General features: G+C 57.8%; 23 protein-coding genes. 10 read left to right on the top strand and 13 right to left on the bottom strand.

Annotated elements, in window-relative coordinates:
- Positions 1-233: 233 nt before the first annotated feature.
- The 8 genes from ACZ495_RS06340 to ACZ495_RS06305 form a co-directional block, all read right to left on the bottom strand.
- On the bottom strand, positions 234-2264 hold the full coding sequence (locus ACZ495_RS06340) for a monovalent cation:proton antiporter family protein (protein ID WP_394027625.1): 2031 nt from the start codon (positions 2262-2264) through the stop codon (positions 234-236).
- Positions 2265-2639: 375 nt separating this feature from the next.
- Positions 2640-3389: an ABC transporter ATP-binding protein gene (locus tag ACZ495_RS06335; protein WP_464262846.1), complete on the bottom strand. Its 750-nt coding sequence runs from the start codon at positions 3387-3389 to the stop codon at positions 2640-2642.
- The gene (locus tag ACZ495_RS06330) at positions 3382-4518 is read right to left on the bottom strand and encodes a FecCD family ABC transporter permease (RefSeq protein ID WP_464262845.1); all 1137 of its coding nucleotides are present in this window, start codon (positions 4516-4518) and stop codon (positions 3382-3384) included. Before ACZ495_RS06330 ends, ACZ495_RS06335 begins: the two co-directional genes overlap by 8 nt.
- The gene (locus ACZ495_RS06325) at positions 4508-5587 is read right to left on the bottom strand and encodes an ABC transporter substrate-binding protein (RefSeq protein ID WP_072312095.1); all 1080 of its coding nucleotides are present in this window, start codon (positions 5585-5587) and stop codon (positions 4508-4510) included. The genes ACZ495_RS06330 and ACZ495_RS06325 overlap by 11 nt, the downstream gene beginning before the upstream one ends.
- Positions 5572-6339 (bottom strand): class I SAM-dependent methyltransferase, encoded by a 768-nt coding sequence (locus ACZ495_RS06320; RefSeq protein WP_072312096.1) that lies wholly within the window; start codon positions 6337-6339, stop codon positions 5572-5574. Before ACZ495_RS06320 ends, ACZ495_RS06325 begins: the two co-directional genes overlap by 16 nt.
- Positions 6327-8534, bottom strand: a complete 2208-nt coding sequence (locus ACZ495_RS06315; protein ID WP_012624625.1) for a TonB-dependent receptor plug domain-containing protein — start codon at positions 8532-8534, stop codon at positions 6327-6329. Before ACZ495_RS06315 ends, ACZ495_RS06320 begins: the two co-directional genes overlap by 13 nt.
- Positions 8535-8661: 127 nt before the next feature.
- The gene (locus ACZ495_RS06310; RefSeq protein ID WP_012624626.1) at positions 8662-9198 is read right to left on the bottom strand and encodes an FmdE family protein; all 537 of its coding nucleotides are present in this window, start codon (positions 9196-9198) and stop codon (positions 8662-8664) included.
- Positions 9199-9574: 376 nt separating this feature from the next.
- Positions 9575-10675, bottom strand: a complete 1101-nt coding sequence (locus ACZ495_RS06305) for a DUF362 domain-containing protein (RefSeq protein ID WP_012624627.1) — start codon at positions 10673-10675, stop codon at positions 9575-9577.
- A gap of 213 nt (positions 10676-10888) precedes the next feature.
- Between ACZ495_RS06305 and upp the strand changes: the two genes are divergently transcribed.
- From upp to ACZ495_RS06290, 3 genes are all read left to right on the top strand, one after another.
- A complete protein-coding gene (gene upp / locus ACZ495_RS06300) occupies positions 10889-11515 on the top strand; it encodes a uracil phosphoribosyltransferase (RefSeq protein ID WP_012624628.1) in 627 nt (208 codons plus the stop codon).
- 35 nt (positions 11516-11550) lie between these two features.
- Positions 11551-12810 carry a uracil-xanthine permease family protein gene (locus ACZ495_RS06295; RefSeq protein ID WP_012624629.1) on the top strand — a complete coding sequence of 420 codons (1260 nt, stop codon included), beginning with the start codon at positions 11551-11553 and terminating at the stop codon, positions 12808-12810.
- Positions 12811-13194: 384 nt separating this feature from the next.
- Positions 13195-13359 carry a hypothetical protein gene (locus tag ACZ495_RS06290; protein ID WP_012624630.1) on the top strand — a complete coding sequence of 55 codons (165 nt, stop codon included), beginning with the start codon at positions 13195-13197 and terminating at the stop codon, positions 13357-13359.
- Between the two features lie 125 nt (positions 13360-13484).
- Here ACZ495_RS06290 and ACZ495_RS06285 read toward each other — a convergent pair whose 3' ends face one another.
- Entirely contained in the window at positions 13485-14195 is a 711-nt protein-coding gene (locus ACZ495_RS06285; RefSeq protein WP_041724001.1) for a hypothetical protein, read from the bottom strand.
- 180 nt (positions 14196-14375) lie between these two features.
- On the opposite strand from ACZ495_RS06285, the gene ACZ495_RS06280 reads away from it, so the two are divergent.
- Positions 14376-15590, top strand: a complete 1215-nt coding sequence (locus ACZ495_RS06280) for an HlyD family secretion protein (protein ID WP_464262844.1) — start codon at positions 14376-14378, stop codon at positions 15588-15590.
- Between the two features lie 318 nt (positions 15591-15908).
- Here the strand turns inward: ACZ495_RS06280 and ACZ495_RS06275 are convergent, their stop codons facing one another.
- Both ACZ495_RS06275 and ACZ495_RS06270 read right to left on the bottom strand, forming a co-directional pair.
- Positions 15909-17651 carry a YcaO-like family protein gene (locus tag ACZ495_RS06275; protein WP_464262843.1) on the bottom strand — a complete coding sequence of 581 codons (1743 nt, stop codon included), beginning with the start codon at positions 17649-17651 and terminating at the stop codon, positions 15909-15911.
- Positions 17648-18370 carry a class I SAM-dependent methyltransferase gene (locus ACZ495_RS06270; protein ID WP_072312100.1) on the bottom strand — a complete coding sequence of 241 codons (723 nt, stop codon included), beginning with the start codon at positions 18368-18370 and terminating at the stop codon, positions 17648-17650. The genes ACZ495_RS06275 and ACZ495_RS06270 overlap by 4 nt, the downstream gene beginning before the upstream one ends.
- 375 nt (positions 18371-18745) lie before the next feature.
- On the opposite strand from ACZ495_RS06270, the gene ACZ495_RS06265 reads away from it, so the two are divergent.
- Together ACZ495_RS06265 and ACZ495_RS06260 are read left to right on the top strand one after the other, a co-directional pair.
- A complete protein-coding gene (locus ACZ495_RS06265) occupies positions 18746-19594 on the top strand; it encodes a 50S ribosomal protein L11 methyltransferase (RefSeq protein WP_464262842.1) in 849 nt (282 codons plus the stop codon).
- 15 nt (positions 19595-19609) lie between these two features.
- A complete protein-coding gene (locus ACZ495_RS06260; protein WP_012624637.1) occupies positions 19610-19963 on the top strand; it encodes a hypothetical protein in 354 nt (117 codons plus the stop codon).
- A gap of 207 nt (positions 19964-20170) precedes the next feature.
- On the opposite strand, the gene ACZ495_RS06255 is transcribed toward ACZ495_RS06260, so the two are convergent.
- Positions 20171-20983 carry a M23 family metallopeptidase gene (locus ACZ495_RS06255; protein ID WP_464262841.1) on the bottom strand — a complete coding sequence of 271 codons (813 nt, stop codon included), beginning with the start codon at positions 20981-20983 and terminating at the stop codon, positions 20171-20173.
- Positions 20984-21214: 231 nt separating this feature from the next.
- On the opposite strand from ACZ495_RS06255, the gene ACZ495_RS06250 reads away from it, so the two are divergent.
- The 4 genes from ACZ495_RS06250 (at position 21215) to ACZ495_RS06235 (ending at position 25100) form a co-directional block, all read left to right on the top strand.
- Complete coding sequence (locus tag ACZ495_RS06250; RefSeq protein WP_012624639.1) at positions 21215-22075, top strand: pirin family protein; 861 nt, start codon at positions 21215-21217, stop codon at positions 22073-22075.
- Positions 22076-22248: 173 nt separating this feature from the next.
- Positions 22249-23328, top strand: coding sequence for a metal ABC transporter substrate-binding protein (locus ACZ495_RS06245; protein ID WP_072312104.1), 1080 nt, complete (start codon positions 22249-22251; stop codon positions 23326-23328).
- The gene (locus tag ACZ495_RS06240; protein WP_012624641.1) at positions 23315-24241 is read left to right on the top strand and encodes a metal ABC transporter ATP-binding protein; all 927 of its coding nucleotides are present in this window, start codon (positions 23315-23317) and stop codon (positions 24239-24241) included. The genes ACZ495_RS06245 and ACZ495_RS06240 overlap by 14 nt, the downstream gene beginning before the upstream one ends.
- Positions 24234-25100, top strand: a complete 867-nt coding sequence (locus tag ACZ495_RS06235; protein WP_464262840.1) for a metal ABC transporter permease — start codon at positions 24234-24236, stop codon at positions 25098-25100. Before ACZ495_RS06240 ends, ACZ495_RS06235 begins: the two co-directional genes overlap by 8 nt.
- Positions 25101-25186: 86 nt before the next feature.
- On the opposite strand, the gene tpx is transcribed toward ACZ495_RS06235, so the two are convergent.
- A complete protein-coding gene (gene tpx / locus ACZ495_RS06230) occupies positions 25187-25690 on the bottom strand; it encodes a thiol peroxidase (protein ID WP_012624643.1) in 504 nt (167 codons plus the stop codon).
- Positions 25691-25843: the final 153 nt, after the last annotated feature.

Genomic DNA, 25843 nt, shown 5'->3' with positions numbered 1-25843 from the left:
CTGCATCTCCGGGGTACCCTCTATATTCCCCGAACCATGCCGCAGGTCTCCTGCTCGTTGCAGTTGCGAGGGCTTTCCCGCTCCATGCCGGACCGTCCTCTGCGTCGCCAAAGGCATCAGTGGGATTGGCTGAAAACATTGGCAGCGGGTAACAAAAATACTTTGCGAATCCGTTGCTGCGCTGGCACTTCAACCAACCCCAGGGCCATTTCAAGAAATAACCTGCTCTACATTCAGGCTGTGGGCCGGGCCGGTTGCGGCATCCCCCCCTTGCCGTCCCTGGCGCTTTCGCGCACAGGCCCGGAAAACAGGGGGGTTATGGCAATGACTTTGTCTGTTTTGCCGAAGAGGTAAACGATGTCCCCGGGTTCAAAAATTTCATCTGCACCCGGCGAGGCATGGGTTATGCCTTCCCGCAGGATGGCAATAACGGTGACCCCGTGGCGGCGGCGCAATTCTGTTTGCGCCAGGCTGCGGCCGCACAGGGGGGAAGCCCCGCCAAGGCGCATGGCCTGTACGCCCATGTCGGGCAGGCGGTTTACAATGCTGTCCAGAGAATCCACCGCGGAACTCATGCGGCGTATCATGCGGTAGTTTTCCTGCCTGATCCGGGCGGCAAACGTGTCTATATCCTGCCTGGGTACAAGGTACTGGCTCAGCACTCTGGTAAAAATTTCAACAGAAGTTTCAAACTCTTCCGCAATAACCTCGTCCGCTCCCAGTCTGCGCAGGGCCGCCACCTCGGTAACAAAACGGGTGCGCGCGATGATGTGCAGGTTGGGGTTGAAGCGCCGCGCCTCAATGGTAATGGCCCGTACAGCCGAGGGGTCGGAAATAACAATCACCAGCACTCGTGCCCGGGTAACGCCCAGATGCTCCAGTACCACGGGTTGCGAGGCGTCTCCGTGTGCGATGGGTTCTTTCTGGCGGTAGCGGCTCACGGTTTCCGGGTTCATTTCCAGAATGGTATATTCAATGCCCGACTCTTTGGCCACATGGGCCAGATGCTTGCCGCTGATACCGAAACCAACGATGATCAAATGATCTTCCAGGCGTTTTTCGCCTTCCTGCTGCCCGGATTCTTCTTGCTGCTCGCTGTTGCGCTGTCCGGCAAAGCGGTCGGCCAGACGTGGGGCAATGGCCATAAGCCCGGGCGTAAGCATCATGGTCAGCACGCTTACGTCCAGAAAGTTCTGATAGGCATCCATGTCAAAAAGCCCGGCGCTCAGGCCGGAGGCCGCCAGTACAAAGGCAAACTCACCCACCTGGGCAAGGGAAAGGGACGTGATGATGGCCGCGCGCAGGGGATAGCCCTGGACGAGTACCGCGGGCAGCGTGAGCAGGCTTTTGATCACAATAAACAAGGCAGTAAGCCCGATGATGGAAAAAAAGTGTTTTCCGAAGAAATCCACATTGAGCATCATGCCTACAGAAATGAAAAAAAGGCTCATAAATACGTCACGATAGGGCAAAATGCCCGCAATGACGCTCATGCTGTACTGGGAGCGGGCCAGCAGCAGCCCGGCCATGAACGCGCCCAGCGAAAGGGAAAGGCCCAGAGTGTTGGTCAGCAAGGCCATGCCGAGGCACAGCCCCAGTGTGGTCAGCAGCAGGATTTCTCTGGTGCGTGTGCGTACCACGGCTTCCATGAGACGGTTGAGGCCGAAGCGCGCAAAAAGAAGCACTCCCCCAAGGGCCAGCACCACCCACAGTGTGGAAAAAAAGGCGCTTTCCAGCGAAAGGTCAAGCGTGCCGGAAAGTAGGGGCACGCACAGCAGCATGGGAGCCACCATAATGTCCTGAAAGACCAGAATGGCGAGAGATAGCCGCCCTGTGGGCGTGTTGGTAGAGCCGCGTTCCTGCATGATGCGCAAGACAATGGCCGACGATGAAAGGGCTACCAGACAGCCCATAAATACACCCTGCTGATAGGAGTAGCCGCCCAGAAGGGCCAGCCCCATCACGGCCAGTACGGTAAGGCCGATCTGCAGGCTGCCGCCCAGAAATACCGGACGCTTCAGGCGGTTGAGTGCCTCACCGGAAAGTTCCATGCCGATGGTGAAAAGCAGCATGGCTACGCCGATTTCAGCCACATGATCAATGGCTTCGCGATCGCTGACTATGCCGAGCAGGGACGGGCCGCACAAAACGCCTGTGAGCAGAAAGCCTACAGTGGCAGGCAGCTTGATTTTGTTGCATGTAACGGTGACGAAGATGGAGAGCAGAAAGATGGTCACGATCTCATAGAGCAAGGGCACGTCCATAGGACCTCCGTGCCGCGCAAAATATCACTGCGGGCATAGCCGTGCAAGCATCTTTTATGAATGAAATTAAATGGGTTATATTTAATATGCTTAGAGAAGAACAGGAGGGCGACGCTACGGTTTTTCCGGCAGGTTCTGCGGTTTGCAGCAAGGCCTGAGGCGACAGCGCGTTGCTGCAACGATATAGCTGCTCTGGTTATTTTAGTATAACGGGTGGTCGCTGTGATTGTTGTCAGGCCCGGGCGCGCGTTTGCCGTCCGCAGGAAAAGTCTTTTTCTGCCCATAGTCCACGTTGCCGTGTATCCGGTAGAGCACATGCGGGCGTAACGGGTTATCCATCCCGGCGTGGAGTAAAGATAACACCCGCAGCCGATTTTAAAAAAGTACGTGAGGCTGGCCGTTGATACGCTGCAAGCGGACAGGAATGCCGTAGACCCGGCTCAGGTCGTGTTCGCCCAGGTCTTTCGACGGTCCCTGATACGCCGGGCGCCCCTGATGCAGCAGCATGGCATCCTGCGCGTAACGCAGGGCGTAACTCAGGTGGTGCAGCACAATGAGTACGCACATACGCCGGGTTATGGTGATTTTTGTAATTATTTCGAGGATATCAACCTGATTGCGAATGTCCAGGTGGTTGACGGGTTCGTCCAGCAGAAGTACCGGAGCTTCCTGCGCAAGCGCGCGGGCAATGAGTGTTTTTTGCAGTTCGCCGCCGCTGAGGCTGGTGACGCACTGTTTTTGCAGGTGGGCAAGCCCCAGTTCTTCCAGAATGGCCTCTGTTTTCAGGCGGTCATTCTTGCCGGGCAGCCAGCCCATGCGTGACCTGCGTCCCAAAAGCACGGCATCAAAAACGCTGCACGGCACGGGATGGGCAACCTGCGGCAGATAGGCCACAGTTTGCGCCCGCTGACGGCGGTTCAGACCGGAAAGGTCCGTACCCTGGTGAAGCACGCGCCCGGATGTGGGTCGGTCAAGCCCTGCCACAATTCTTACAAGCGTGCTTTTGCCTGCGCCGTTGGGGCCGATGAGGGCCATGCAGCGTCCTGGCTCAAGACGGAAGGATACGCCGTTAAGGATAGTTCTGCCGGATCGCGCCACAAGAGAAATGTTTTTGGCCTCAAGCATGCGCTTTGGCCCCCCTGAAAAGGATGCATAAAAAAACGGGCACTCCGGTGAAAGCGCAGACAATGCCTATGGGCAGCAGGGCAGGGTATATGATGGTCTGGGCTACAAGGTCGGCCGCCAGTAAAAAGCATGCGCCGAACAGGGCAGAGCAGCCCAGCAGAAAAAAATGTCCGGCATGGGGAAATGTCAGGCGCACCATGTGAGGAGCCACCAGGCCCACAAAGCCGATGACGCCGTAAAAGGCGGTGGCAAAGGCGGCCATAAGCGAGGCCATGAACAGGGTTGCACAGCGCAGGCGCAGAACAGGTACACCCAGGGCCGTGGCCTGGGCATCGCCCCAGCGCAGCGTGTCGTAGTCAAGGTTGTGACGCAGGGAAAAGGCAAGACCTGCCAGCAGCACAAGCCCTACCAGCGCGACCTCGCGCCAGCTTCCTCTGCTCAGGTCGCCAAAGCTCCAGAATACGGTAGCCGCCACCTGGCTGTCAGTGGCGAAATACTGTAACGACATGGTGGCGGCCCCGAAAAGGGTCGACAATGCCACCCCCGCAAGTATAAGCCCCTGCGGCCCCATGCCGCGCACCATACTGAAGGCCAGTATAAGCAGAGACGCGCCGAGGGAGCCGGCCAGTGCGCCCATGGCTACAATGCTCAGGCCGGCCAGGCCGCCTGCGGCGGGCAGGATGATCATGGAAAAACTGGCTCCGAAGGCGGCTCCCTGTGAAAGGCCGAGGGTAAAGGACGAAGCCAGCGGATTGTTGAGCACGTTTTGCAACATGGTTCCGGCAAGAGCCAGCGATGCACCCACAGTCAGGGCGGCGCAAACTTTGGGCAGCCGCAGGTGGAGCACAAAATAGCGTAAGGATTCATCGCCTGAAGGACTGAACAGGGCCGAACATATGTCGGCCCAGGAGCGTGAGATTGCCCCAAGCTTCATGCCCGTCAGCCCCAGCAGTACGGCAGCGGCCAGCAGTGCCGTTGCTGTGCAGGCCCGCATGAAAGGGCTGTCCCACGGCAGGGAGCAGCAGTGACGTGTTTCTGTGCTGTTGCTGAGGCGTCCGTCTGGGCTGCCACAATAAGCGTGAGACTGTGCGGTGTTGTTTTCGCCGCCGCAAGGTTCCTTACCGGGCATAGTCCAGCCCCTGCCCCGTCAACTGCAGCCTGCCCGGCCTGCCGGTGACGCGCACCATGTCTTCATAAAGAGGGTAACCGTTGAAAAGGATGAATATTTCATCGGCAATCGCCTCGGGGTCAAGGCCGGCATACCTTTGGGGGTAGGCAGCCTTGGCCATGAAAAACGCGTTGATGTAGAGCACTTCAGGGTTGTTGAAGTAGGCAGTATGTGGCAGCAGCAGCCAGGCGTTACCGCTGGTCAGGGCCGTGAGCCGCTCGTAGTAGGCCCGTTCGCTGCCCAAACCCTGCCGTATGAGCGGCAGGCCATTACCGTCAATGAAAATCAGGGGCGGATTGGCTGCCAGCAGAAATTCTTTGTTGATGAAAAAATGCCCTGAACGCCCCATGCCGTCGGCCATATTTTTTATACCCGACAGTGCGAACGGCAAAAAATCGGCGGCCGTGCTTTTGATATCCTGGTTGCCGCGGTAGGAAAGCCCGCCCACGTAGGCCCGTGCCTCTTCGCCTGCCGGCGGGGCAGGCAGGAGGGCGGCCAGAGCACGAACGCCTCCGACCACTTCTTCGGCACGTTCTTTTTTGCCCAGAATACTTCCGGCAAGAAGGATGGAGTCAAGAAAGATTTCACTGTCGAAAGCAGGCAGGCCCTGGCTCAGGGCAATGACGGGGATGCGCAGTTTGCGCTGGAGCAGGTCCGGCTCTGCCGGATCGGTGGAAATGATGAAGACCACGTCCGGCCCAAGGCCCACAATGCGCTCGTAGTTCGGTACGCGCACGGCTCCGGCCTTGCCGACAACGGGCAGGTCTTTGAAGCGTTCACGGTTGCAGAGCACATAGGGCTTGGCGATGATGGTCTTGTCTATGTCTTCCACACCCACGATTTTATCTTGTGCGCCAAGGTATGTGACAAAGGCCATACTGCTGCCAAGGGCCACTATGCGCTTGATGTTTTCCGGTTCCGGCACTTCCACAATGCGGCCCATGGCATCGGTAACGGAGCGCGCCCCGGCATGGGGCGCTCCCGTCAGCAGCGTCAGAGCCAGCATGAGCAGACTCAGCGCTTTTGCCATATGATCATCTCGATGACATAGTCTGTGCGTTCCACATACTGACCGTTTTCGTCTTTGAATGCCTCCACGTGAGCTTCTACAAGGTGCGGGTCCGGCTCCGCGCCGTAGTCGCGCAGGGTGGTGACGCAGGAGTCCACCAGTTCTTCCCGGCTTTTTGCCACTACCCACTGGCCTTTGACCGGGATAGCCGTATACGGTACGCCCTTGTCGTCAAGCCATGCACGCATCTCCTGGGCATTGTTGAAAATTTTTGGAGTAATACCGTAGTGTTCGTGCAAGCCCTGCATGACATCGGAAAGCATGCGGTCGGAAAAGCCCATAAAAACCACCTGGCCGGTGGCATACTGCATAAGCTTTTCTCTGCTTTCATCACTTTCGATGGCCGGCGTCATTGAGGCAAAAACAATGTCAAAGTAGTCGTCTGAGGAAAAATCATCCCAGCCGGAGCATACGGTGGTAATGTTGGTGATGCCCATTGCGGCGGCGTCTTCGCGCAGCAGGCGCAGCATTTCATCGGCCACGTCCACAGCAGTGACAGATCCGGCCATGCGCGCCAGGCGCAGGGTGTACATGCCACTACCGCAGCCCACGTCCAGTATGCGCTTACCGTTGAAGTCCACACCATTTTCCGCGGCATGGCGCAGCATGCCCGCTTCGTAATTGTCGTCGCCTTCTTCAAAGCGCGGAAAGGTGCGTGACCGGGCGTTCCAGTATTCACGCTGCTTCTGCTGTTTTTCGTCTACAGTTCCCATTTGATGCTGACTCCCGCGTTGAATCCCAGTGCCGGGTACCCCCAGGCTTCTTCATACTGGGTGTTGGTGATGTTGTCCGCATAGGCTTCAAGGGTCAGATGTTCGTCCACCTTGTAGCTGAGGCTTGCGCCCAGGGTGGCGTAGTCGTGCAGGGTGCCCTTACGCAGTTGGGCCGTGTTGACGTAATAACTGCGCTCGCCCACATAGGTCAGCACAGTGTCAAGAGTGAACTGCTCATTGATTTTCCAGGTGGTTCCCAGGGTTCCTTTCCAGTCGGGAATATACTCCAGCTTTTCCATCACTCCCCCGGGGTCGGCGGGGTCATTGGACTTTTTGCTGTCCTGTCTGGTCACGGCGGCCTTTACCGTAACATTGTCCAGCACGTCATAGCTGCCGCTCAGCGTAGCGCCGTATATTTCGGCGTCAATATTATAGGCGGCCCATGCCTGATAGCTTTGCGGCCTGTTTACGTAGACGGGCTTGTGGACGATATAATCCTGAATATTGTAGTAAAAGCCGGAAAGCTTGAGAAAACCCTTGCCGCCGAAGCTGTATTTGTAGGCGGCGTCAATGCCGCGGGCCGTTTCTGGTTTTATGTCCTTGCCCACAAGATAGGGTACATTGACGGTATTGTCCCGTGATGATGACTGCGAATTCCAGTACAGTTCGGGAATGGTGGGGGTTCTGTAGTTCTGGTACAGGGCCAGGGAAGCGGACTGGTTTTCGGTAAACTCGTAGGTGATCATGGCCTTGGGGGAAAGCTGCGAGCCGAAATAGTTTCTGTCCTGGCCGTCGGGGCTGTAGCTGAAGCTGTCGTAGCGCAGGCCGATATCCAGATGCAGGCTGTCGGTAAGGGAAAACTTGTCGGCCAGAAACGCCCCCACTACCGTGGCCGGCGCGCCCGCTTCGGAGGATTCCATTTTTCCCGTCCACTTGTTTGGTCCGGCCTTGTTGTAGTTTTTATCCACATATTCCACTGTAATGGGACCGGGGGTCAGTCTTTTGTACTCCACGCCGGTCATAAGCTCGTGGCCGTGAATGGTGGCTCCTGTCTTGAACTTGAAGCCGTGAGTATTGTCTACAATGACATTGCGGTCCAAGACGAGATCGCCGTTTTTTGTTTTGGACGGATCGAAGCCGTCCGGGCCTTTTTTAATCTGCATGCGGGCGTCAATATCCGCATAGTTTTTTTCACGGCGATTTTCGCTGTTCTTGAAGCCGGAAAGCTCAAAGTAGGCTGTCTCCAGAAATTCCTGCCGGTAGGTGAAGTCCATCAGATGGCGGTATTTGGTCCAGTGCGCGCCGTCGCCAATAACGGTCATCGAGGGCGTGGGGGATCCCCCGGCAAAGCTTTCGCCGCTGGCTGTGGGATAGTTGGAGTCTATGGGAGAATCAAAGCCGGGCAGGTCCGGATTGGAGTCGCTGGTGGGGTTGCCGTCGTTTCTGTTGGTGCGGATAAGCCCGCGCCGGGTCTGGCTGTAATTGTAGCCCAGGGTAAGCTCGGCCCGCCAGGGCAGGTCTACGTACAGTTTGGGATTGAAGTGAAAGGAATCATAGTCGTTGTTGCGAAAAAAAGGGTCGGCGTGCTGATGGCTCAACCCCACACTCAGGCCGATGGCGTTGAATTTCTGGGCATAGCTGCCGCGCACGTTATGAAAGTCATAAAAATCCTTCCAGCCGCCCATGGTGGCGTAAACGCTGAAGTAGGGCTGCTCTGTGGGGCGGCGGGTATAGGCATTGATGACGCCGCCCAGGGCGTTGTTGCCGTATTCAACCGAACTGCCGCCTTTGATCACTTCGATCCGCTCGATATTGTCCAGTGGAATGGTGCCGAAGTCGATATAGTTGCCGCCGGACATGCCGGTAGAACTGATGTTGCGGCCGTCAAGGTTGAGCATGATCCTTTTGGATTCCATGCCGCGTATGGAAATGATGTCGCTGCTGTCTCCCATGGCGGCCTTGCGCTTGAAAGAAATTTCAGGGTCGCGCACCAGGTAGTCGGCCACGTTGTTGCTGCGGTTTTTTTCCACCACGATGGCGGTGGTTCTGTCCAGCCTGTCTTCTTCCATACGCCCGGTGACTTTTACCGGGTCCAGAACAAAGACGTCCTGCATGAGATTGTCGGAACCGGCTGCGTGGCCTGCCTGGGGAAAGGCCGTCACAGCCAGCAGGCACAGGCAAAGGATGAGTTTCATACATACCCTCTGGCAGCGCCCGTGCTGAAGGTTGGTGTCAGGCCGGCGCATGTGATGTTTTTAAAAAAAGTGCTATCAATTGCTGGAAAAAAAGGCTGCTCCGGGCAGCCGTCAGCACATTCCCGGCCTACCAGCGCCGGGCGTAATGCCGCAGACAGTCCAGACAGACTTTTTTGCCGTCCTCAAAACGCAGCATGGGTTCGGCCACCCCTTCGCCGCATGTCTCGCAAGGTACGGAAGTGAAAATACGCGGTCTTTCAGGGGCTTCATATGCCGGGGCAGATGCGCTGAACATTGTTTCAAGCGGCATATCCATAAGGGTTTGCTGCCATTCTTCTCTGCCGGTCTGCCCGTTTTTGCTCGCACGCAGACACAGGCGCAGGGCCGTGCCGCTTTCGCGGTCGAAAAAAGAATACGCGTGCTTGCCGCGCGGGCGGGCAACCAGATTGCCTTTGCCGGCGGAACAGCCGAGCAGGCATTGAATGGCGTCTACGCCGCAGGCATCGTTTTCTGTGATGCAAACGAGCTTGCCGTAGCCGGCCTGCCCAAGCACAGGGTGGCCCATTACAGCCTCCACCGCGCGCAGGCCGATGACAAGTCCGGGACAAAGGTGGCCGTGAAAGGCGACGGCTCTGTTAAGCCTGTCTGAAGCTGACTGGTCCATAATGTCTCCTGCATGGCGGTGTAAATAGCCTTTCCGTCTGGCCGGAATATGACCGAGAGTATTCACTGGCCGCAGTTTTGCCGTTGCGTGGAAAGGCTGTGACAATGTTGATCCGCCCAGTAGTATTATTTGTAAAATCGTAACACTAACGCAAAAAGCAGGCAAGGAAATACTTATGAGAAGTGCGTCTTTCGCTTTTTTCCCTGACCCTGCCAGCCGTGATTTCCGGTCGCCAACAGCAGGGCGAAGCACAGAAAAACTGAAACCGGACTGCCTGCATACAGGCAATTCCGGCTTCAGCTTTTGCAGCAGTCTGCAATGTTTTACAGGCTTGGACCCGTTACAGGCGGCGCGAAGCGCGACCTGGCGGCGGAAATTACAGTTTTATGAGTTCGTAGGCCCGGCTGCCCAGCCCGATTTCTTCGCCATACTGCAGTTGAACGCCCCCGCGTGTATGGGGCCAGCGCGCGGTGAACTTGTCCTGTTCCCCGTTTTTTTCCTGCGCGCTGCCGCACAGGCTGGGGGCGCTGCTGACCAGGTCAAGACACGCCTGGTCCAGGGCTACGGGATCTGTGGAAGCCAGAATGCCCACATCGGGCACCAGCGGCATGTCGCTCCAGGCCACGCAGTCGCAGTCCGGCGTTACGTTGAGCACAAAATTGATATAGCAGACGCGCCTGCTTCTGCCCTTGACCGTACCATAGGCATACTCGGTCATGCGCTCCATAAACGGTTCCATTTCCGTCGCCCAGTCAATAACAATGGCCTTGGCCGGGCAGACTGTCATGCATTCGAAGCAGCCGATACATCGCGCCGTTTCCACATGGCTTTTATGGTCGCGCATGCTCAGGGCCTGCTGCGGGCATGAATGCACGCATTTGGCGCAGCCGATGCAGTCGTCTTTGTTGATGCTCACATGGGTGGCGTGCTGCTCCCGCTTACCCCGTACAGATGCACCTCCCATTGCCAGATTTTTGACGGCTCCGCCAAAGCCAGCCATCTGATGCCCCTTGAAATGGCTGAGTACCACCATAGCCGGCGCGTTGCGTATTTCAGTGGCGATATGAACTTCCTTGAAGTGTTTGCAGTTGATGCGCACCGGCGCGTCGTTGCCGCCGAACAGGCCATCGGCAATAATAACGGGAGCGCCCACCACCGAAGGAGCAAAGCCGTTGAGATAGGCGGTCTGCAGGTGGTCGACCGCATTATGTCTGCTGCCGGAGTACAGGGTAGTGGTGTCCGTCAGAAAGGGTTTGCCCCCGGCGGCGGTGATCTTGTCCACCACCTGCCGCACCAGGGTGGGGTTCAGGTGCGTGTCGTTGCCGTATTCTCCAAAATGCAGCTTGACGGCAGTCAGTTCATTTTTTTTGATAATTTTTTTCAGGTTAAGGGCATCGCACAGGCGGGCGACCTTGACCATCTTGCTTTCTTCATGTGAGCGGGAATGTGTATCGGTAAAATATACTTTGGCAGGCATGCTGTCCTCCATAGCTGGCTTTTTATGCTGTAACCATAAGGTTTTTTATGCCGCAGCCAGGGGTTTTCGCAAGTAAAAATCTAGGCGGAATCATGAAAAAATGACCTGCGGCACGGCCGGGACGCTTGACAAGATACTCACGCAAGAATAACCTTAATAAGTTTTATGCTTCATGAAAACAGCGGGTTAGCTCATGCCCTGCAAGGAGGCTCCATGGCCGTTTATGTTGTAGATCATCCCCTTGTGCGCCACAAGATTGGTATTTTGCGTATGGAGTCCACCTCCACCAGCGAATTTCGCAGCGTTTCCAACGAAGTGGCCCGCCTGCTTATTTATGAGGCTACCAAGGGGTTTCGTACCGAAAAGCATACTGTGCAGGGTTGGGCCGGCCCTGTGGAAATTGAAGCCATTTCCGGCAAAAAAGTCACGGTCGTTCCCATTTTGCGCGCCGGTCTGGGGCTTATGGATGGCGTACTGGACATGATCCCTGGTGCCAAGATCAGCGTTGTGGGACTGTACCGCAACGAGGAAACCCTGGAGCCTGTAGAGTATTACGTCAAGCTTGCCAGCGATATGGACCAGCGCCTTGCCATCATTCTTGATCCCATGCTGGCCACGGGGGGGTCGCTTATCGCCACCATCGAGCTTCTGAAGCGTCACGGCTGCCGCCAGATATGCAGCCTCAATCTTGTATGCGCGCCCGAGGGCATTGCCAAGGTGGAGGCGGCGCATCCTGATGTGGACATATATACCGCCGCCATTGATGATCACCTCAATGAGCAGGGATATATCATTCCCGGCCTTGGCGATGCCGGAGATCGCATTTTCGGTACCAAATAGCACCGCGCACACCTTTAGAACAATCGAGGCAGGGTATGAGCTTGAGCGGCTCGCGGCGGGAATTTGCGCCCACCGACTACAATCTGCGCTTCAGGGATTGCCTGATCGGCGCGCAGATGCTTTTTGTGGCCTTTGGCGCACTGGTGCTGGTGCCCATACTTACCGGCCTGGACAGCAACGTGGCCCTGTTTACCGCAGGGGTGGGGACTCTGCTTTTTCAGATATGTACCAGGGGCAAGGTGCCGATCTTTCTGGCATCGTCCTTTGCCTTTATCGCCCCCATCATCTACGGAGTACAGACCTGGGGTGTCGCCCAGACCCTGGGCGGGCTGGTTTGTTCCGGCTTTGTCTACTTTATTCTGAGCGGCCTTATCCGCTGGCGCGGCATTGATGTGGTGTTGCGTGTGCTGCCCCCGGTGGTGACCGGCCCTGTTATTATGGTCATCGGCCTTATTCTGGCTCCGGTGGCGGTGAACATGGCCCTTGGCAAAACCGGCGATGGCGCGGTGCAGCTGGTTCCCGAAGAAATGGCCCTGTGGGTTTCGATGACTTCGCTTCTGGTTACGGTGCTGGTTTCGCTTCTGGGGCGGGGGTTTTTACGGCTCATGCCCATATTGTGCGGTATAACGGCGGGCTTTCTGGTTTCGTTGTATCTGGGGCTCGGCGACTGGACAAAGGTTGCGGCCACACCCTGGATGAGCCTGCCGCAGTTTACCTTTCCGGAATTTGCCTGGGAACCCATACTCTTTATCATGCCCATAACCCTTGCACCGGCCATTGAGCATTTTGGCGATGTGGTCGCCATAAGTTCCATCACCGGGCGCGATTATCTCAAAGACCCGGGCGTGCACACCACCATGTTTGGCGACGGCGTTGCCACCATGGCCGCAGGTTTTGTGGGTGGCCCGCCCTGTACCACCTATGCCGAGGTTATCGGCGCGGTGAGCCTGACCCGTGTGTTCAATCCGGCGATCATGACCTGGGCGGCCTTGTGCGCCATTTTGCTGTCTTTCGTGTCCAAGATCGGGGCTTTTTTGTCGTCCATCCCTGTTCCCGTCATGGGCGGCATAATGATCCTGCTTTTCGGGGCCATCATGGTGGTCGGGCTGAATACTCTGGTACGTGCCGGAAAAGACCTGATGGAGCCGAGAAATATGATTATCGTGGCTCTCATCATTATTTTCGGTGTGGGTGGAATGCAGTTCAGTATCGGCTCTTTCAAGCTCGGCGGCATAGGTCTTGCCGCAGTGACGGGCGTGGCGCTCAACCTCTTTTTACCGCGCAGTCGCAGTTGAGCCTGATATAAAAGCGCCTGTCGGTTGTGGCAACTGCCCAGGAAAATACAAAATAGCGGCAGGGCGCGGCGCAGGCAGATCCCTGATATGCGAATATTCTTCAACCCGCCGGGCGGTATGAGCCTGCCCGGCGGGTTGTATCTTTTCCGGCAAGCATGCTAGGCTTTATTGCAGGGCAAGCCCCGGCTGCCATGTGGCTTTTGTTCGGTGGCGACAAGAAAAAACCGCTTCGCGCAGTGTTGCGGTTTTGGGTCGATTGCCTTGCTCATGTCCGGCCAAAGCAATGTTAGTGTAAAGCTGCCCGATGTTCTATTTCGTGAATGTGCTGTTGAAAAATCAGCTCCTGTTTCAGGGCTGCCATCGAGTCGTAAAAGGAGGATTCCTATGGCTGATAAGAAAAATAATGATGACTATACTGTGTGCCCTGCCTGTTCCGGTACAGGCAAAAATCAGGATAATACCCCGTGCTTTGAATGTAACGGTACCGGTAAACGGCAGAGCGCCTGCACCGTACCCGTTGGCGCTGAAAACAATGGTGTATGCGACTAAAGCGCATGATTCAGGCATCTGTTGTTATTGCTGAAAGAACCCCGGCCAAGGCCGGGGTTCTTTCATGTATGCGCAGGTTACGTGAACGAAGTTGTTTTTATGCGCTGCCGGTTTGGGCTGGCGGCCTACAGGTTGCGCTCTTCAAGGCCGCCCCTGGCGGAGCCTTTTTGCGGCGGTTCCGTTACGGGTTGCAGGCCGGGTACGACGTCGTGCACTTCGGTGGGCGGCGCAAGCGGATTGGAGGCGGCTCTTTCGATGATCTTGCTGTCGCGCACAAAAACTGTGCAGGACAGGCCGAAGCATTCATTGATGGCGGCTACGGTTCCCTTGAGCATTTCCTGATCGTTCTGCGGCGGGGGAACAAGAAGGTAATAGGTGCGCGTGCGCCCGCCCATGCGCGGCTCAACTGTGCAGGCGACTATCCACTCGTCCTGTCCGTCGCCGTTCCAGTCGGCGATGGCCACCATGTTGACAGTAAGTGTTTGCGTGGCATGCCTGATGCGGAAGCCGTTATCCCAATGCGTCACGCGGCTGTCGGGCTGCATGGTGCCGGCAAAGGTCTTGCCCAGATATACATCGTGGCTTGTCTCACCGGCCATGAAGGAGGGAGAAAGCCGCCGGAAGAGCGTTTCACCGTAGCTTTTATAGCCCGCAAAAGACATGGGGGCCACGTAGGAACCTTTGTCATCCAGCAGGTTGCGGGCTTGAAGTTCTTTGGGCATGGCTCTGGCCATGCGGATGAATTGATCTTTCTCCACAACTACCACAGGTCGGGTGGAGCAGCCGAAAAGCAGAACGCCCAGGCAGAGCAGGGCGCAAAAACGCGTGATAAGCATGATGACAGTATTCTCCTGGCGGAGTTTTGACATGAGGCCGGGGTATGCGGCAATGCAGCCTTTGTATGCGCAGGTCAGCGCCTTGTAAAGTGGGTTGTCCTGTAGTTCCGCCCCACATGGTATGGTATCTGCATATTTTTTACAGGCTGGTCTGTTCATGTTTCAAGCCAAGGAAAAATCATGTCTGAAGCCCTGTATATTGAAATGCCTCCGCGAAAAAGCGGGAAAAAATCCCTGTGGCTGCGTCTTCTGCCGCTATGGGCGCTTGTACTGCTTCTTTTGGGGGGTATCTGGCTGTGGTTGGCTCAGGGCCGCATCGTCAGCGCGCATGCCTTTCTCGATGCCATGATACATGTGGTCGCACCGGAATTTTCCGCGCCCGTGGAAGGTTTCTTTGTGCGTGAGGGTGACAGTGTGCGTCGTGGGCAGCCCCTGTTGCGCCTGAATGGCCGCGTCTATCATGACCGCCTTGCCGAGGCCGGCCGCGAAGGTGCAGCCTTGCGTGGCATGGCCGGGCAGGCTTCCGGGCCGCCAACTATGGAAGAAGCCGCTGCGCGCCTTAAAGTTGCGCAGGAGGCAGAGCAGGATATGGTGCGCCGTCTGGCCCTGGCGCGTAATGAAGAGGATGCTAGGCTGCGGCTGCAGCAGGACAGCGTGGCCCTGCATGTGCGCCTGCAGCTGGATTTGCGCTCACTTGACGCCCAGGGAGGCGAACGGACGGCGGGAAAAAGCAGGTATGCCGCAGCCGTAAAATCCGAAGCGCAGGCGCGCAGGCAGATGGAGCTGTCCCGGGTGGAGTACGAAGAAGCCAGCCGCATGCGCGCTGCCCTGGAACAGGAGTTGGGGCGCATACGGCAGGAAATGCTGCGTTACAAGCAGATGGCTTCACGTCAGCGCTATGCGCCGGTGCCTTCAGCCAGGCTTGAGGAGGCGCGGAAGGAGCAGGATGGCACTTCGGTAGATGCCAGCCTGTATGCGCCCGTTGACGGACGTGTGCTGCGCATTACAGGTGCTGCAGGGCAGATGGCGCGAAGCGGCGAAGCTCTTGTGCTGCTTTTGCCGGAGGGAGCAGCCGTGTCAGAGAATTACTGGCTGCTGGCGTATTTCGCGCAAGACAGGGCCGGGGCCATACTGCCGGGCCAACCTTGCCGGATTGAGCTGGAAGACGGTCAGGCTCTGCGCGGAACGGTGCAGGAAGTGCTTGCGCCACAGGTTCTGCCCGGTGGTAAACAGGAGAAACCGGACGGCACAAAGGTGGAAGGCAAGATCTCTGCGGCACTGTATACGCCGGTACGCATCAGCATCGAGCCGGGCGATAAAGCACTGCCACTGCCCGGCACACAGGCTAAAGGTGTAGTGTTTACACGTAATATATGGGGATTTTACGGATTTTAATGAGAATGCGCTGCACGGCTATGCGCCGGGCTGAATGTCATATAAACGCCGTAAGAACAGTAAATATTTAGATTCTAGCAGTATTGTGCTGCGTTTTTGCGCAGCAGGGACAGACAGCATGGCAACAGGCCGCGCGGTCTTGATAGCGCGCGCAGCCCGTACTGTTCTTTACTGCCATCAGACGCAGGGGCGGCAGACAATGTATTGCAGAAACAGCAACCTCGGCCTTTTGCAATGAATGCGCACATAAAGCACACGTTCATTGCAACAGGTCGAGGTTCATAGTTTTTTATACACAGGATTGTTGAAAAAGGGCTTTTACCCCTGTGCGTCCATCTGCGCCAGATGCTGACGGGCAAAATCCAGGTTGGGGTCCAGCTCCAGAGCCGCCGTCAGATGGCGGCGGGCATCCTCATTCTTGCCCATAAACTTTTCGCACAGGCCCAGATTGGCGAGGTCCATGGCCGAACCCTTGTCTACGCGCAGGACTGCGGCAAAGGCCTCTGCCGCTGCCGCGTAATCGCCGGTTTTAAAGCGCGCCACGCCAAGCAGATTGCCGTATTCCTTCATGTCAGGGCACAGTTTCACAGCTTCGGCCAGGGCCGGTATGGATTCGGCCCAATGCCCCTGAAGGGTGTCGGTATATCCCAGGTAAAAGGCTGCCAGAGCCTGGGCATCGGTATCCGGCTGCAGGGGCAGGGCCTGGTCGAAAAAGGCGCGGGCGCTGTCCCAGTCTTCTGCCCGCAAGGCCAGCATGCCGTGAAAAAAGGGGAGAAAATGCGCACCGGGGTAGCATTGCTCAAGCACACGCAGGCCCTCGAGGGCGGTAGGGGCGTCAGCTTCTTCCACCAGCTTGCGGCCGACAAAAAGCCCCAGGCTCTGGTTGCGGTCACGCTCTCTGAAAGCCATGCCGGGTATGATATTGTAATGGGCCGGAATGCCCAGGTGTGGATGGGTGGTTTCCACCGCGTACATGGTCAGCGGGCGAATGCCTTCAAGGGCGGCGAGCAGCTCCTGCCTGATATCGCTGTTTTCCACTGTGGGCAGGCTTTCCAGGCTCACGGTGGGGCCGTCAAGCAGCCATGCGGCCTCTTCAAGGGTGTTGAACTTGGGCAGGCCGGATGCCTCGTAACAGGCATTGGTGCAAAAATCTCCAGCCAGCTGGGCAACTTCGGTTACCGCGCGGATGGCCGCTTTGGCTGGCGACGCTGCCGTACCCGCAGTAAACACGATTTCAGAACTTTTCCCGAGGGTGGCCGGATCCCACGCGATGGCAGCCACTGTGGGCAGGGGCATGCCGAGGGAAAAATCCTTGAGCACCAGATGGACGCCTTCTTTGGCAAAGGCTTCAGTCAACTGGCGAAGCACCGGATCCTGGCAGGTGGTGGGATCAATGGTGGGGGTGCCCGAACGATCACGGTCAACAAGGCAGCATACGTGGCGCTCAATAAGTTCGCTCAACCCCTGAAGAAGAGATTCTTCAGGGCTGTTACCCGCAGAAGTGCCGTTGAATTCGCCCAGCAGCTTGAACCAGTCCAGCGGCAGCCATGCCGTGGTTTCATCGGGCAGGCGCGTTGCCGGGTAAAAGCTCCAGCTTATAAGGTTAAGTACACGGCGGGCCTTGTTTTCATCAAGTTCTTCATTGACTGAGCGCAGCATTTCGGCAAGCGGAATCAGGGCGCTGTCGAAGCGCTCTTCGGCTTCGCTCCACGTGGCCCGTTCCATATGGGGCCGCTTCTGCCAAAAGCTGAAAAATGCGTAGCGCTCCATAAGCTCCATAAGGGCAGATGCTTCGGCCTGCTCAGGAGACGAGCCTTTGCCCATCTGCTTGCGCGTGGGCATGATGCGTCGGGCATCAGCCCCGCATATGCTGAGAAAAACGGGAATGCCCAACCGGTCCACGTCCACCCTTCTGGTGCTGGCAAGGATGTCCAGGTCGGCCACTGTCAGCCGCTGGCGCACACGGGCGATGGTTTGCGGCGGGCTCATGGTTTTGTCCAGATCACGGGTGTAGCCCTTGGGACAGGGGGCCAGCTGTATGCGGGGAAGATGCGTGTTCATGGGCGCTCCAGAATCAGAATACTGTATATGCGGCGTTGCTCTTCGCCATTGTCGTCGTTGGTTTTGACGCCAATGCGGCCTTCGGTAACCTTGAATGTTTTTGCCGCCAGCTTGGCAAAATGAGGCTTGGCGCGGGCCATGTCGGTGCAGAACAGGGCCTTGCCCCCGGGGGCCAGGTGACGGTCCACAAACTTCACCAGAGGCCTGTGCAGGGCGTCAAGGTAAAGAATTTCCGAGGCGGCCATAAGGTCGAACCCACCGGCAAAGCGCGGATCGCGCCCCGGAGTGGTCACATCAACGCGGGCAACCTCGATGATATCCTGAAGGTTGTTACGCAGGACGTTGGCTTTGGCAAAGCACAGGGCTTCGTCCACCACGTCGCTGACCACAACGCGGGTGAATCCGTAACGGGCGGCCACAAGACTGAGCACGCCACAGCCCGCGCCCAGTTCCAGCAGGCTTTTACCCTGTGGTTCATATTTGCGCAGCAGGCGGCCAAGCACAAATGAACCGGGCCAGACCTTGGCCCACAGGGGCAGGTCTTTGAGCGGATCACGGATGGCACGTTTCTGCAGCAGCCTGTCCAGATGCGACTGCATGTTGTTGATGGATAAAATGTGCAGGGGATTTTCATCAACCTGCAACGGCTCGAAATCCACATCAAAATCGGCGCGGATCACGGCGAGAATATTGTCGAGTTCTTCCGTGCTTGTTGGCATGTACTTTCCTTAAAAACGTGAATTAGAGCAGAGGAACATTAAAAATGCTTCTGCTCTGCGCGGAGGGTTGTAAAAAGTCGCGCCACGAAATGTTTGCAGGACGAACTTGCTTCGCCCGTTATGCAAGCATTTCAAAATGAAGATGCTCTGTTGGCGGAGTACAAATTATCTTTTTACTAAGAATCTTCGCGCATGGCAATGTGCAATCTGCTGTGGCAGCGCATGCCGGCAGCGAGTGCAATCCAGATAATCCTGAAAAGGGAGGCGGATGCGTAATTGGTGCTTGTGCCGCCCTCGACCACAGGAAAAAAGTCTGGCATGCTGACCTGGCTTTCCGGCCTGTTACAGTAAAAGAGACGCAAAAAGAGATGCAATATGAAGAAGATTTTTCAGCTTGAAGCTATCGTGGGTGAAGACGCCTATGACCAGGCCCTCGGCCTGTTGACCCTGGAAGTGCCTTTCGGGTGGGAAGAAGAAAGCCTGCCCACCAGTGAAAGCCGCTTTCGTGTGCATTGCGAAAATGCCGACTTTATCCGGAACCTGTGCAATGTCTTTGAGGTACGCCTGCCCGGGGCCAGATGCGCGGTGCAAAGCCTTGAAGAGCAGGACTGGGTAGCCGCATGGAAGCAGTTTTTTACTCCTGTACCCTGCGGGCGGCGCTTTGTTATTCTACCGCCCTGGCTGGCGGACAGTGAGGAGTTTTCTGACCGCGTCAAGGTGTTCATCGAACCCAAAAGTGCCTTTGGTACCGGCCATCACGCGACCACGGCTCTGTGCCTCATGGTGCTGAGCGACCTGCTGGATGCGGGGCGCCTGTCGCCCGGCGAAACGTTTCTGGATCTCGGCACGGGATCCGGGGTGCTGGGAATTGCCTGCTGCAAGAGCGGCCTGCAGGGTGAAGGGCTTGATATTGATTCTCTTGCTGTGGAAAACGCCCTGGAAAACCGCACGCTCAACGAGGTAGAAGAATTTGCGGTGGGGCAGGGCAGTATAGATGCCGTGCCGGGCAAAACCTATGACCTTGTGCTGGCAAATATTCTGGCACGGCCCCTCATCGAGCTTGCTCCGCTTATTGTACAGGCCTGCAAGCCGGGCGCGTGCCTTGTGCTTTCGGGACTGCTTGAAATTCAGGCTGACAGTGTTGAAGCGGCCTACACGGCCCAGTGTCTGCCCAGGCCCCGGCGCGTGCTGGACGGTGAATGGTGCGCTCTGGTGTGGGATTAGGCTGTGGCGGGCGGCATGGCTGCTTCGCCTGTTGAAGGCATGCTTGCCGCCCCGGAGTACGGTTCGGGCGTTGCGGCGGCGGGTCAGTCAGTAATCTGGCTGCCGCCGGACAGCGCCCTGCTGTGGACATGGGGCCTGCTGCTGGCACTGGGGGTGGCGGTTCAGCTTTTGGGGCTGTTGTTGCGGCGCAGGTTTTTTCTGGGGGGCGGCGCCAGCCTTGTATGCTGTGCGGCCCTGCTGGACCGTGATCCCACCCTGCTTACAGGGCAGATTCTGTTGCTGGCCGGTCTTTTATGGCTGTGCGGCCCTGCTGCGGAATCCCGGTCAGGCTTCCTGCGTAAACTATCAGGGCCTAAGCCCAGATCATGAGGCCAGGTCATAAGCCCAGCCCATGAGCCAGATTCTGACATCGGAGCATGCTGCAAAAAACTTCCGGCGCAATGTTCTTTGCAGAAACTCTCCTGCCAGCGGCGAACGTTTCTGTCGACCATGGGTCCCTGGCATGCTTGCGTACAGCCGGGGGCTCGGCCATTTCAGTTGCATCTGTTCTTGTGCTCCTGCACGTTTTGCGGGACGTTATTTCGGAGAATTTTCTCCCCATCCCGGGATGGGCGGCGGGCTGTAGTTTTCCAGTTCTTTCAGGCTGCGGCCCGGGCGTACCGGGCGGCCATTGCGTCCCCGCATCACGGGGCCGCAGCTTTGCGGCGCAAGCTCCTCCGGAATGGCATCGGGGTCCGGTCGCAGAACGTCTTCAGCCCTGGACAGGAAGGGCAGGGGGTCCACCAGGTTGCCCCCGGCATCACGCAGGCCGAAGTGCAGGTGCGCCCCCGTGGTGCGCCCCGTACAGCCCACAATACCTATTTTTTCGCCGCGCTGAACTTTTTGCCCCTTGCGCGCCAGCGTTTTTTCAAGGTGGGCATAGCGGGCGGTCATGCCGTCATCCTGCCGGATATCCACAACGATGCCTGAAAGGCCGTCTTCGCCGGAACGGATGACTTCGCCGCCTTTGTAGGCCACCACAGGCCAGCCCAGGCGGGCACGCAGGTCAACGCCGCTGTGCTCGCGCACCACCATGCCCCGGCGGCTCAGCCAGGTGGGCATGCGGCGCGGGCCAAAGGGCGATGTTACCATTTCTTCAAGCGGCGGCAGCTGGCGAACCTGCAATGCAGCGGGCAGGGATTCTGCGACGGACTCTGTTTTTGCAGCCGCGTCATCTTGCTGGGCGGCTGCCGGTGGCGGTCCGCTTTTGTCTGACGGCAGCGCATGGGCGCTGTGCGCCTGGTCGCGCGCCGGGCTGGAAAGATGGCCTGGTTCATCCGCAAAAGCGGGCAGTCGGCCCCAGGCTGCCGTTACAAGGAGCAGATTCAACAGGAGTATGGCGTTGCGCATGTATGACGTCGTTAAGCGGCGTGTTACGCCGGTAAAATGTCTGTTTGTCGCCCGGAAGGGCATGCTCCGAGCTGTGCTGTTGCTTCCTGCGCTGTTTTCTGCTTACCTGTGAAGCGGCACAGCAGAGCCTGCGCGTCGCCAGGGTGACAGCATGCCGGTTTCAGGTACAGCATTCCGTTGGCGGCAGCAAGTTTTCCACATATGGCGGTTATTCCCGCCAAAGGAGATGGCATGAAAAAACGCGCTATTGCTGAACTGGTCACTGGCCGCAAGGCTGTTGACGGCGCGGGCGTACACCTCGTGCGTGTGCTTGGGTCGCCCACAGTCCGTACTTTTGACCCCTTTCTTATGCTTGACGCTTTTGATTCCCACAATCCTGACGACTACATCAAGGGTTTTCCCACCCATCCGCATCGGGGTATAGAAACCTTCACCTATCTCATGAGAGGGCGCATCGACCACGAAGACAGCCTGGGCAATGCCGGAAGCATTGTTGATGGAGGTTGCCAGTGGATGACGGCGGGCAGCGGCATTCTGCATCAGGAGATGCCGCTGCCTTCACGGCAGATGCTTGGCTTGCAGCTGTGGATCAACCTGCCTCGCGACCGTAAGATGGTGGACCCGGAATACAGGGATATCAAGGCCGATATGGTTCCGGCAGTAGAGGAAGGCGGCGCCCGTGTAGCCATTGTGGCCGGAGAATACAAAGGCATGGCCGGAGCTACACGCGGTGATCATGTGGATGTGACTTTTCTGGATATAAGCCTCAAACCCGGTGCGCTCTGGAGTATGGAAACCCGCCCGCAGGAAACCGTCTTCGCCTATATGGTGGAAGGTGAATGTGAGCTGTCCGGCGATGGCGGGGTGATCCCGCACAGAAACGCCTGCCTGTTTACGCTCGGCGACAGCCTGAGCCTTGTGGGCGGGGCCGAAGGCGCGCGCTTTGTGCTGGTTTCCGGCACGCCCCTGCGTGAGCCGGTGGCCTGGGGCGGTCCTATTGTCATGAACACGGATGAAGAACTGAAGCAGGCTTTTTTTGAGCTGGAAGACGGTACGTTCATCAGGCATGCCCCACACGGTAAGGCTGGCTGATGGCGCAAGCAGGGTGATCCTGCGGGGTGAAGCTGCCCATACCGGTCAGCTTCACCCCGCAGGAAGTATGTGCCGGTATATGTATGCGGCTGTTTTTCTGTGATTTACCCGCTTGACAGGCATGTGACGCGGGCTTAACGAAAAATATGGATCCGGCAAAATGGAGTAGAGCCATGCGTACATCTTTTTTTGCGTTTTTTCGTCATGGCGCTGTGGCGCTTCTGGCTGCGGCAGTCATACTATGCGCCCCGGTTGTGCCGCAAGCGGCCCCGGCCAGTACTCAGGAACACGGGCAGGGCAGCCTGCGTGTTCTTGCAACAACCTATCCGGTCTATCTGCTGGCGCGCAACGTGGCCCAGGCGCAACCCCATGTTCAGGTGGATCTGCTTATTCCGGCACAGACCGGTTGCCCCCACGATTACGCCCTGAGCCCCGGAGACATGAAAAAACTTGCCGAGGCTGATGTTCTTTTGCTGAACGGTCTGGGTATGGACGATTTTTTGCAAAAAGCTCTGTCTGCGGGCAAGCCGGGGCTGGTTGTGGTCGACAGCAGTGAAGGCGTCATTCCCTTGCGCTCGGCAGGGGCCGGGGCTGAACATGCCGATCACGACCACGATCACGATGACTCCGGGCATGGCGCGCACAGCCATGCCGAACACGCGTCTCACAGTCACGGTCCGGAAGCGCATGGCCACGAGCATGGTCACGCTCACGGACACCATCACCACGGCGGCCTCAACCCGCATGCCTTTACAAGCCCGCGCCAGGCCAGCATTATGGTAGGCAACATGGCCCGGGGCCTTGCCAAGGCCGACCCGCAGAATGCCGCCGCCTACGAAGCCGCCGCCCGGTCTTATGCCAATGTTCTGCTTGATCTGGGCAGACGCCTTGCGGCGCTGGGGGGCAAGGCGTCCAACAGGGGCATAGTGCTCATGCATGATGCCCTGGCCTACATGGCCCGCGATGGCGGCCTTGAAGTCATTGCCGTCATTCAGGAAAGTGAAGACGCACAACCTTCGGCCGCGCGTCTTGTCCAGATTGCCAAAAACGTACGCGAGCACAGGCCCGCCCTGATCATAAGCGAGCCGCAATATACGGATAAGCCCGTACAGGCGCTTGCGCGCGAGACGGGAGTTCCCGCCGTTTCGCTCGACTCTCTGGCTTCCGGGCCGGCTTCTCCACCACTGGACTACTATGAGAAAACCATGAGCAATAATCTTGATATCCTTGAGAAGCACCTTGAGCAGCGCTGACACGGCCGCCCCTGATCTTGTTTTTGACCATGTGCATGTGTGTCAGGGTGGGCGTTCCATTCTGGATGATGTGTACGCCACAGTACCGGCCGGAAGCAGCACGGTGATTGTCGGACCCAACGGAGCAGGTAAAACCACGCTTCTGCTGTGCCTTATCGGTGAAATGCCCTATACGGGGCGTATTATTGCGGCAGGCCGGGCAAGCCTGCCGCGTACTGCGTACGTGCCGCAACATCTGTATCTGGATGCCAGCCTGCCCTTGCGGGTGGGTGAATTTTTGGCACTCAACCGCCAACGCCGCCCGCTGTGGCTCGGCCTCTACGGTCCAGAACGGGCAAAGGCGCGGGACCTTCTGCGTATGGTGCGGGCAGAACAGCTTGAAGAACGCCGTATGAGCGACCTTTCCGGCGGCGAAACGCGTCGGGTACTGCTGGCCGCCGCTCTGGACAGGGCGCCGCGTCTGCTGGTGCTGGACGAACCTGCCGCCGGGGTGGATGTGCAGGGGGAGCGCCTGTTCTGGGAGGTGCTTGACGAAGCCCGCAAACAGCAGGGCTTCACCCAGCTGATGGTCAGTCATAATCTGTCACTGGCAGCCCACTATGCCACGCATATCATCTGCCTAAACAAAAAGGTCTGCGCAGAGGGCGCCCCCCATGAAGCCCTTGGAGCCTCTACCTTGATGCAGCTTTTTGGCGTGCCTATCCACCTTTATCCCGACCAGTGCGATCCGGCTGATCCCTCCTGCCCGCAATGTGGGGCCGTATGCGCCCCGGAACGTCTGCTGCCGGACTATGCCAGCGTGAAGCGTCGGTCCGAAGCGCACCGGCCGCAGGATGCCCCGGCAGTGCATGCAGCACAGGGTGCTGTGAAAAAGGGTAAAACCCATGCCGCAAAGGAGAGTGACCATGCCTGAACTTGCATGGGCATATGATCTTTTGGGCCGTTTGCCGCTGGACTGCCTGCAGTTACGCTTTATGCAGCAGGCCCTGTTCGGCCTGCTGTTGTTGGCGCCTATGGCTTCCGTCCTCGGAGTGGAGGTCATCAGCTTTCGCATGGCGTTTTTTTCTGACGCCATCGGACATTCCGCCTTTGCCGGTGTAGCCCTGGGACTGATTCTTGCCGTGGACCCGCATATATCCATGCCGCTTTTCGGCCTGCTGGTGGGGCTTGGCATCATGGCCGTCCGGCGGCGGAGCAGCCTTTCTTCGGATACGGTCATTGGCATCGTGTTTTCTGCCGTGGTGGCTTTCGGCCTGGCTGTGGTCAGCCGCGTCCCAGGCGTGGCCCGTGATATGCAGCGTTTTTTGTACGGTGACATTCTTACCATTACAGAAGGCGAAACAGGCTTTCTGCTTGTGCTCTTTCTGGTTATGCTGCTTTTTCAGGCGGCTGGCTATAACAGGCTGCTGTACATTGCCCTTAATCCGGTAATGGCCAGGGTGCACGGGGTGCGCGTGGCGTTGTGGCAATATACTTTTGCCGGTCTGTTGGCTTTGGTGGTGATGTTTTCCGTATGGGCCGTGGGCGTACTGCTTGTCACGGCACTGCTTATAGTGCCTGCGGCCACGGCCCGGAATCTGGCACGCACGGCGGGCGGCATGTTCTGGTGGGCCTTGCTGGTGGGGCTGAGTTCGGCCTTTATCGGCCTGGTTCTTTCGGCACAGGAGTGGATGGCCACCGCCAGCGGAGCCACGGTTATTCTTGTGGCCTGCTGCTGGTTTGCCGTCAGCGTACTCGTGGCAGGGCTGCGCGGCAGCAGAAAAGGTGCCTGACCCATGCCTGAAACAAAAGCCTCCCCTGCCGAAAAGCGAGGGAGGCTTTATTCATGCGCCGGGCGAGGAAGGGAACGCCCCGCGCGTCAGGCCAGTTTCTTGATGGCCGCCAGCGCGGCGTCATAGTCAGGCTCACTGGAAACTTCGGGTACAAGCTGGGTATAGGCTATGGAGCCGTCCGGGGCCACAACCACGATGGCGCGGGCCAGCAGGCGCAGTTCGTCGATGAGCAGGCCATAATTCTTGCCGAAACTTGTTTCCTTGTGGTCAGAAAGGGTCTCAACAGCCTGTACGCCTGCAGTGCCGCACCAGCGGGCCTGAGCAAAGGGCAGGTCGCAGCTCACGGCCACAATACGCACCTTGTCGGAAAGGGCGGCGGCTTCCTTGTTGAAGCGGCGCACTTCCATATCGCATACGGGAGTATCAAGAGACGGCACACTGACCAGCACAAGCACCTTGCCGGCATAGTCCTTAAGGTTGCGCGGGCTCAGGTCATTGGCGGCCAGGGTGAAGTCAGGGGCTTTCTGTCCAACGGCAGGCTGCTGGCCTACCAGGTGCAGGGGAGTACCCTTGAAGGTAACTGTATTCATGCGTAACTCCTTGTATCCTTGTTATGGAACCAGTGTGCTACAGGAAAATCTACCAGTCAATAATTATTCCTAGCAAGCTCCGGGCTGCCGCGGTGCAGCCTGATGCAGGCGACAGGCCTGTTCATTTTTTCAAAGACATCGCGTCCGGTCGCG

This window comes from Desulfovibrio sp. GTC20076 (assembly GCF_055385905.1).
This window is presented reverse-complemented; position numbering and strand designations above follow the sequence as displayed.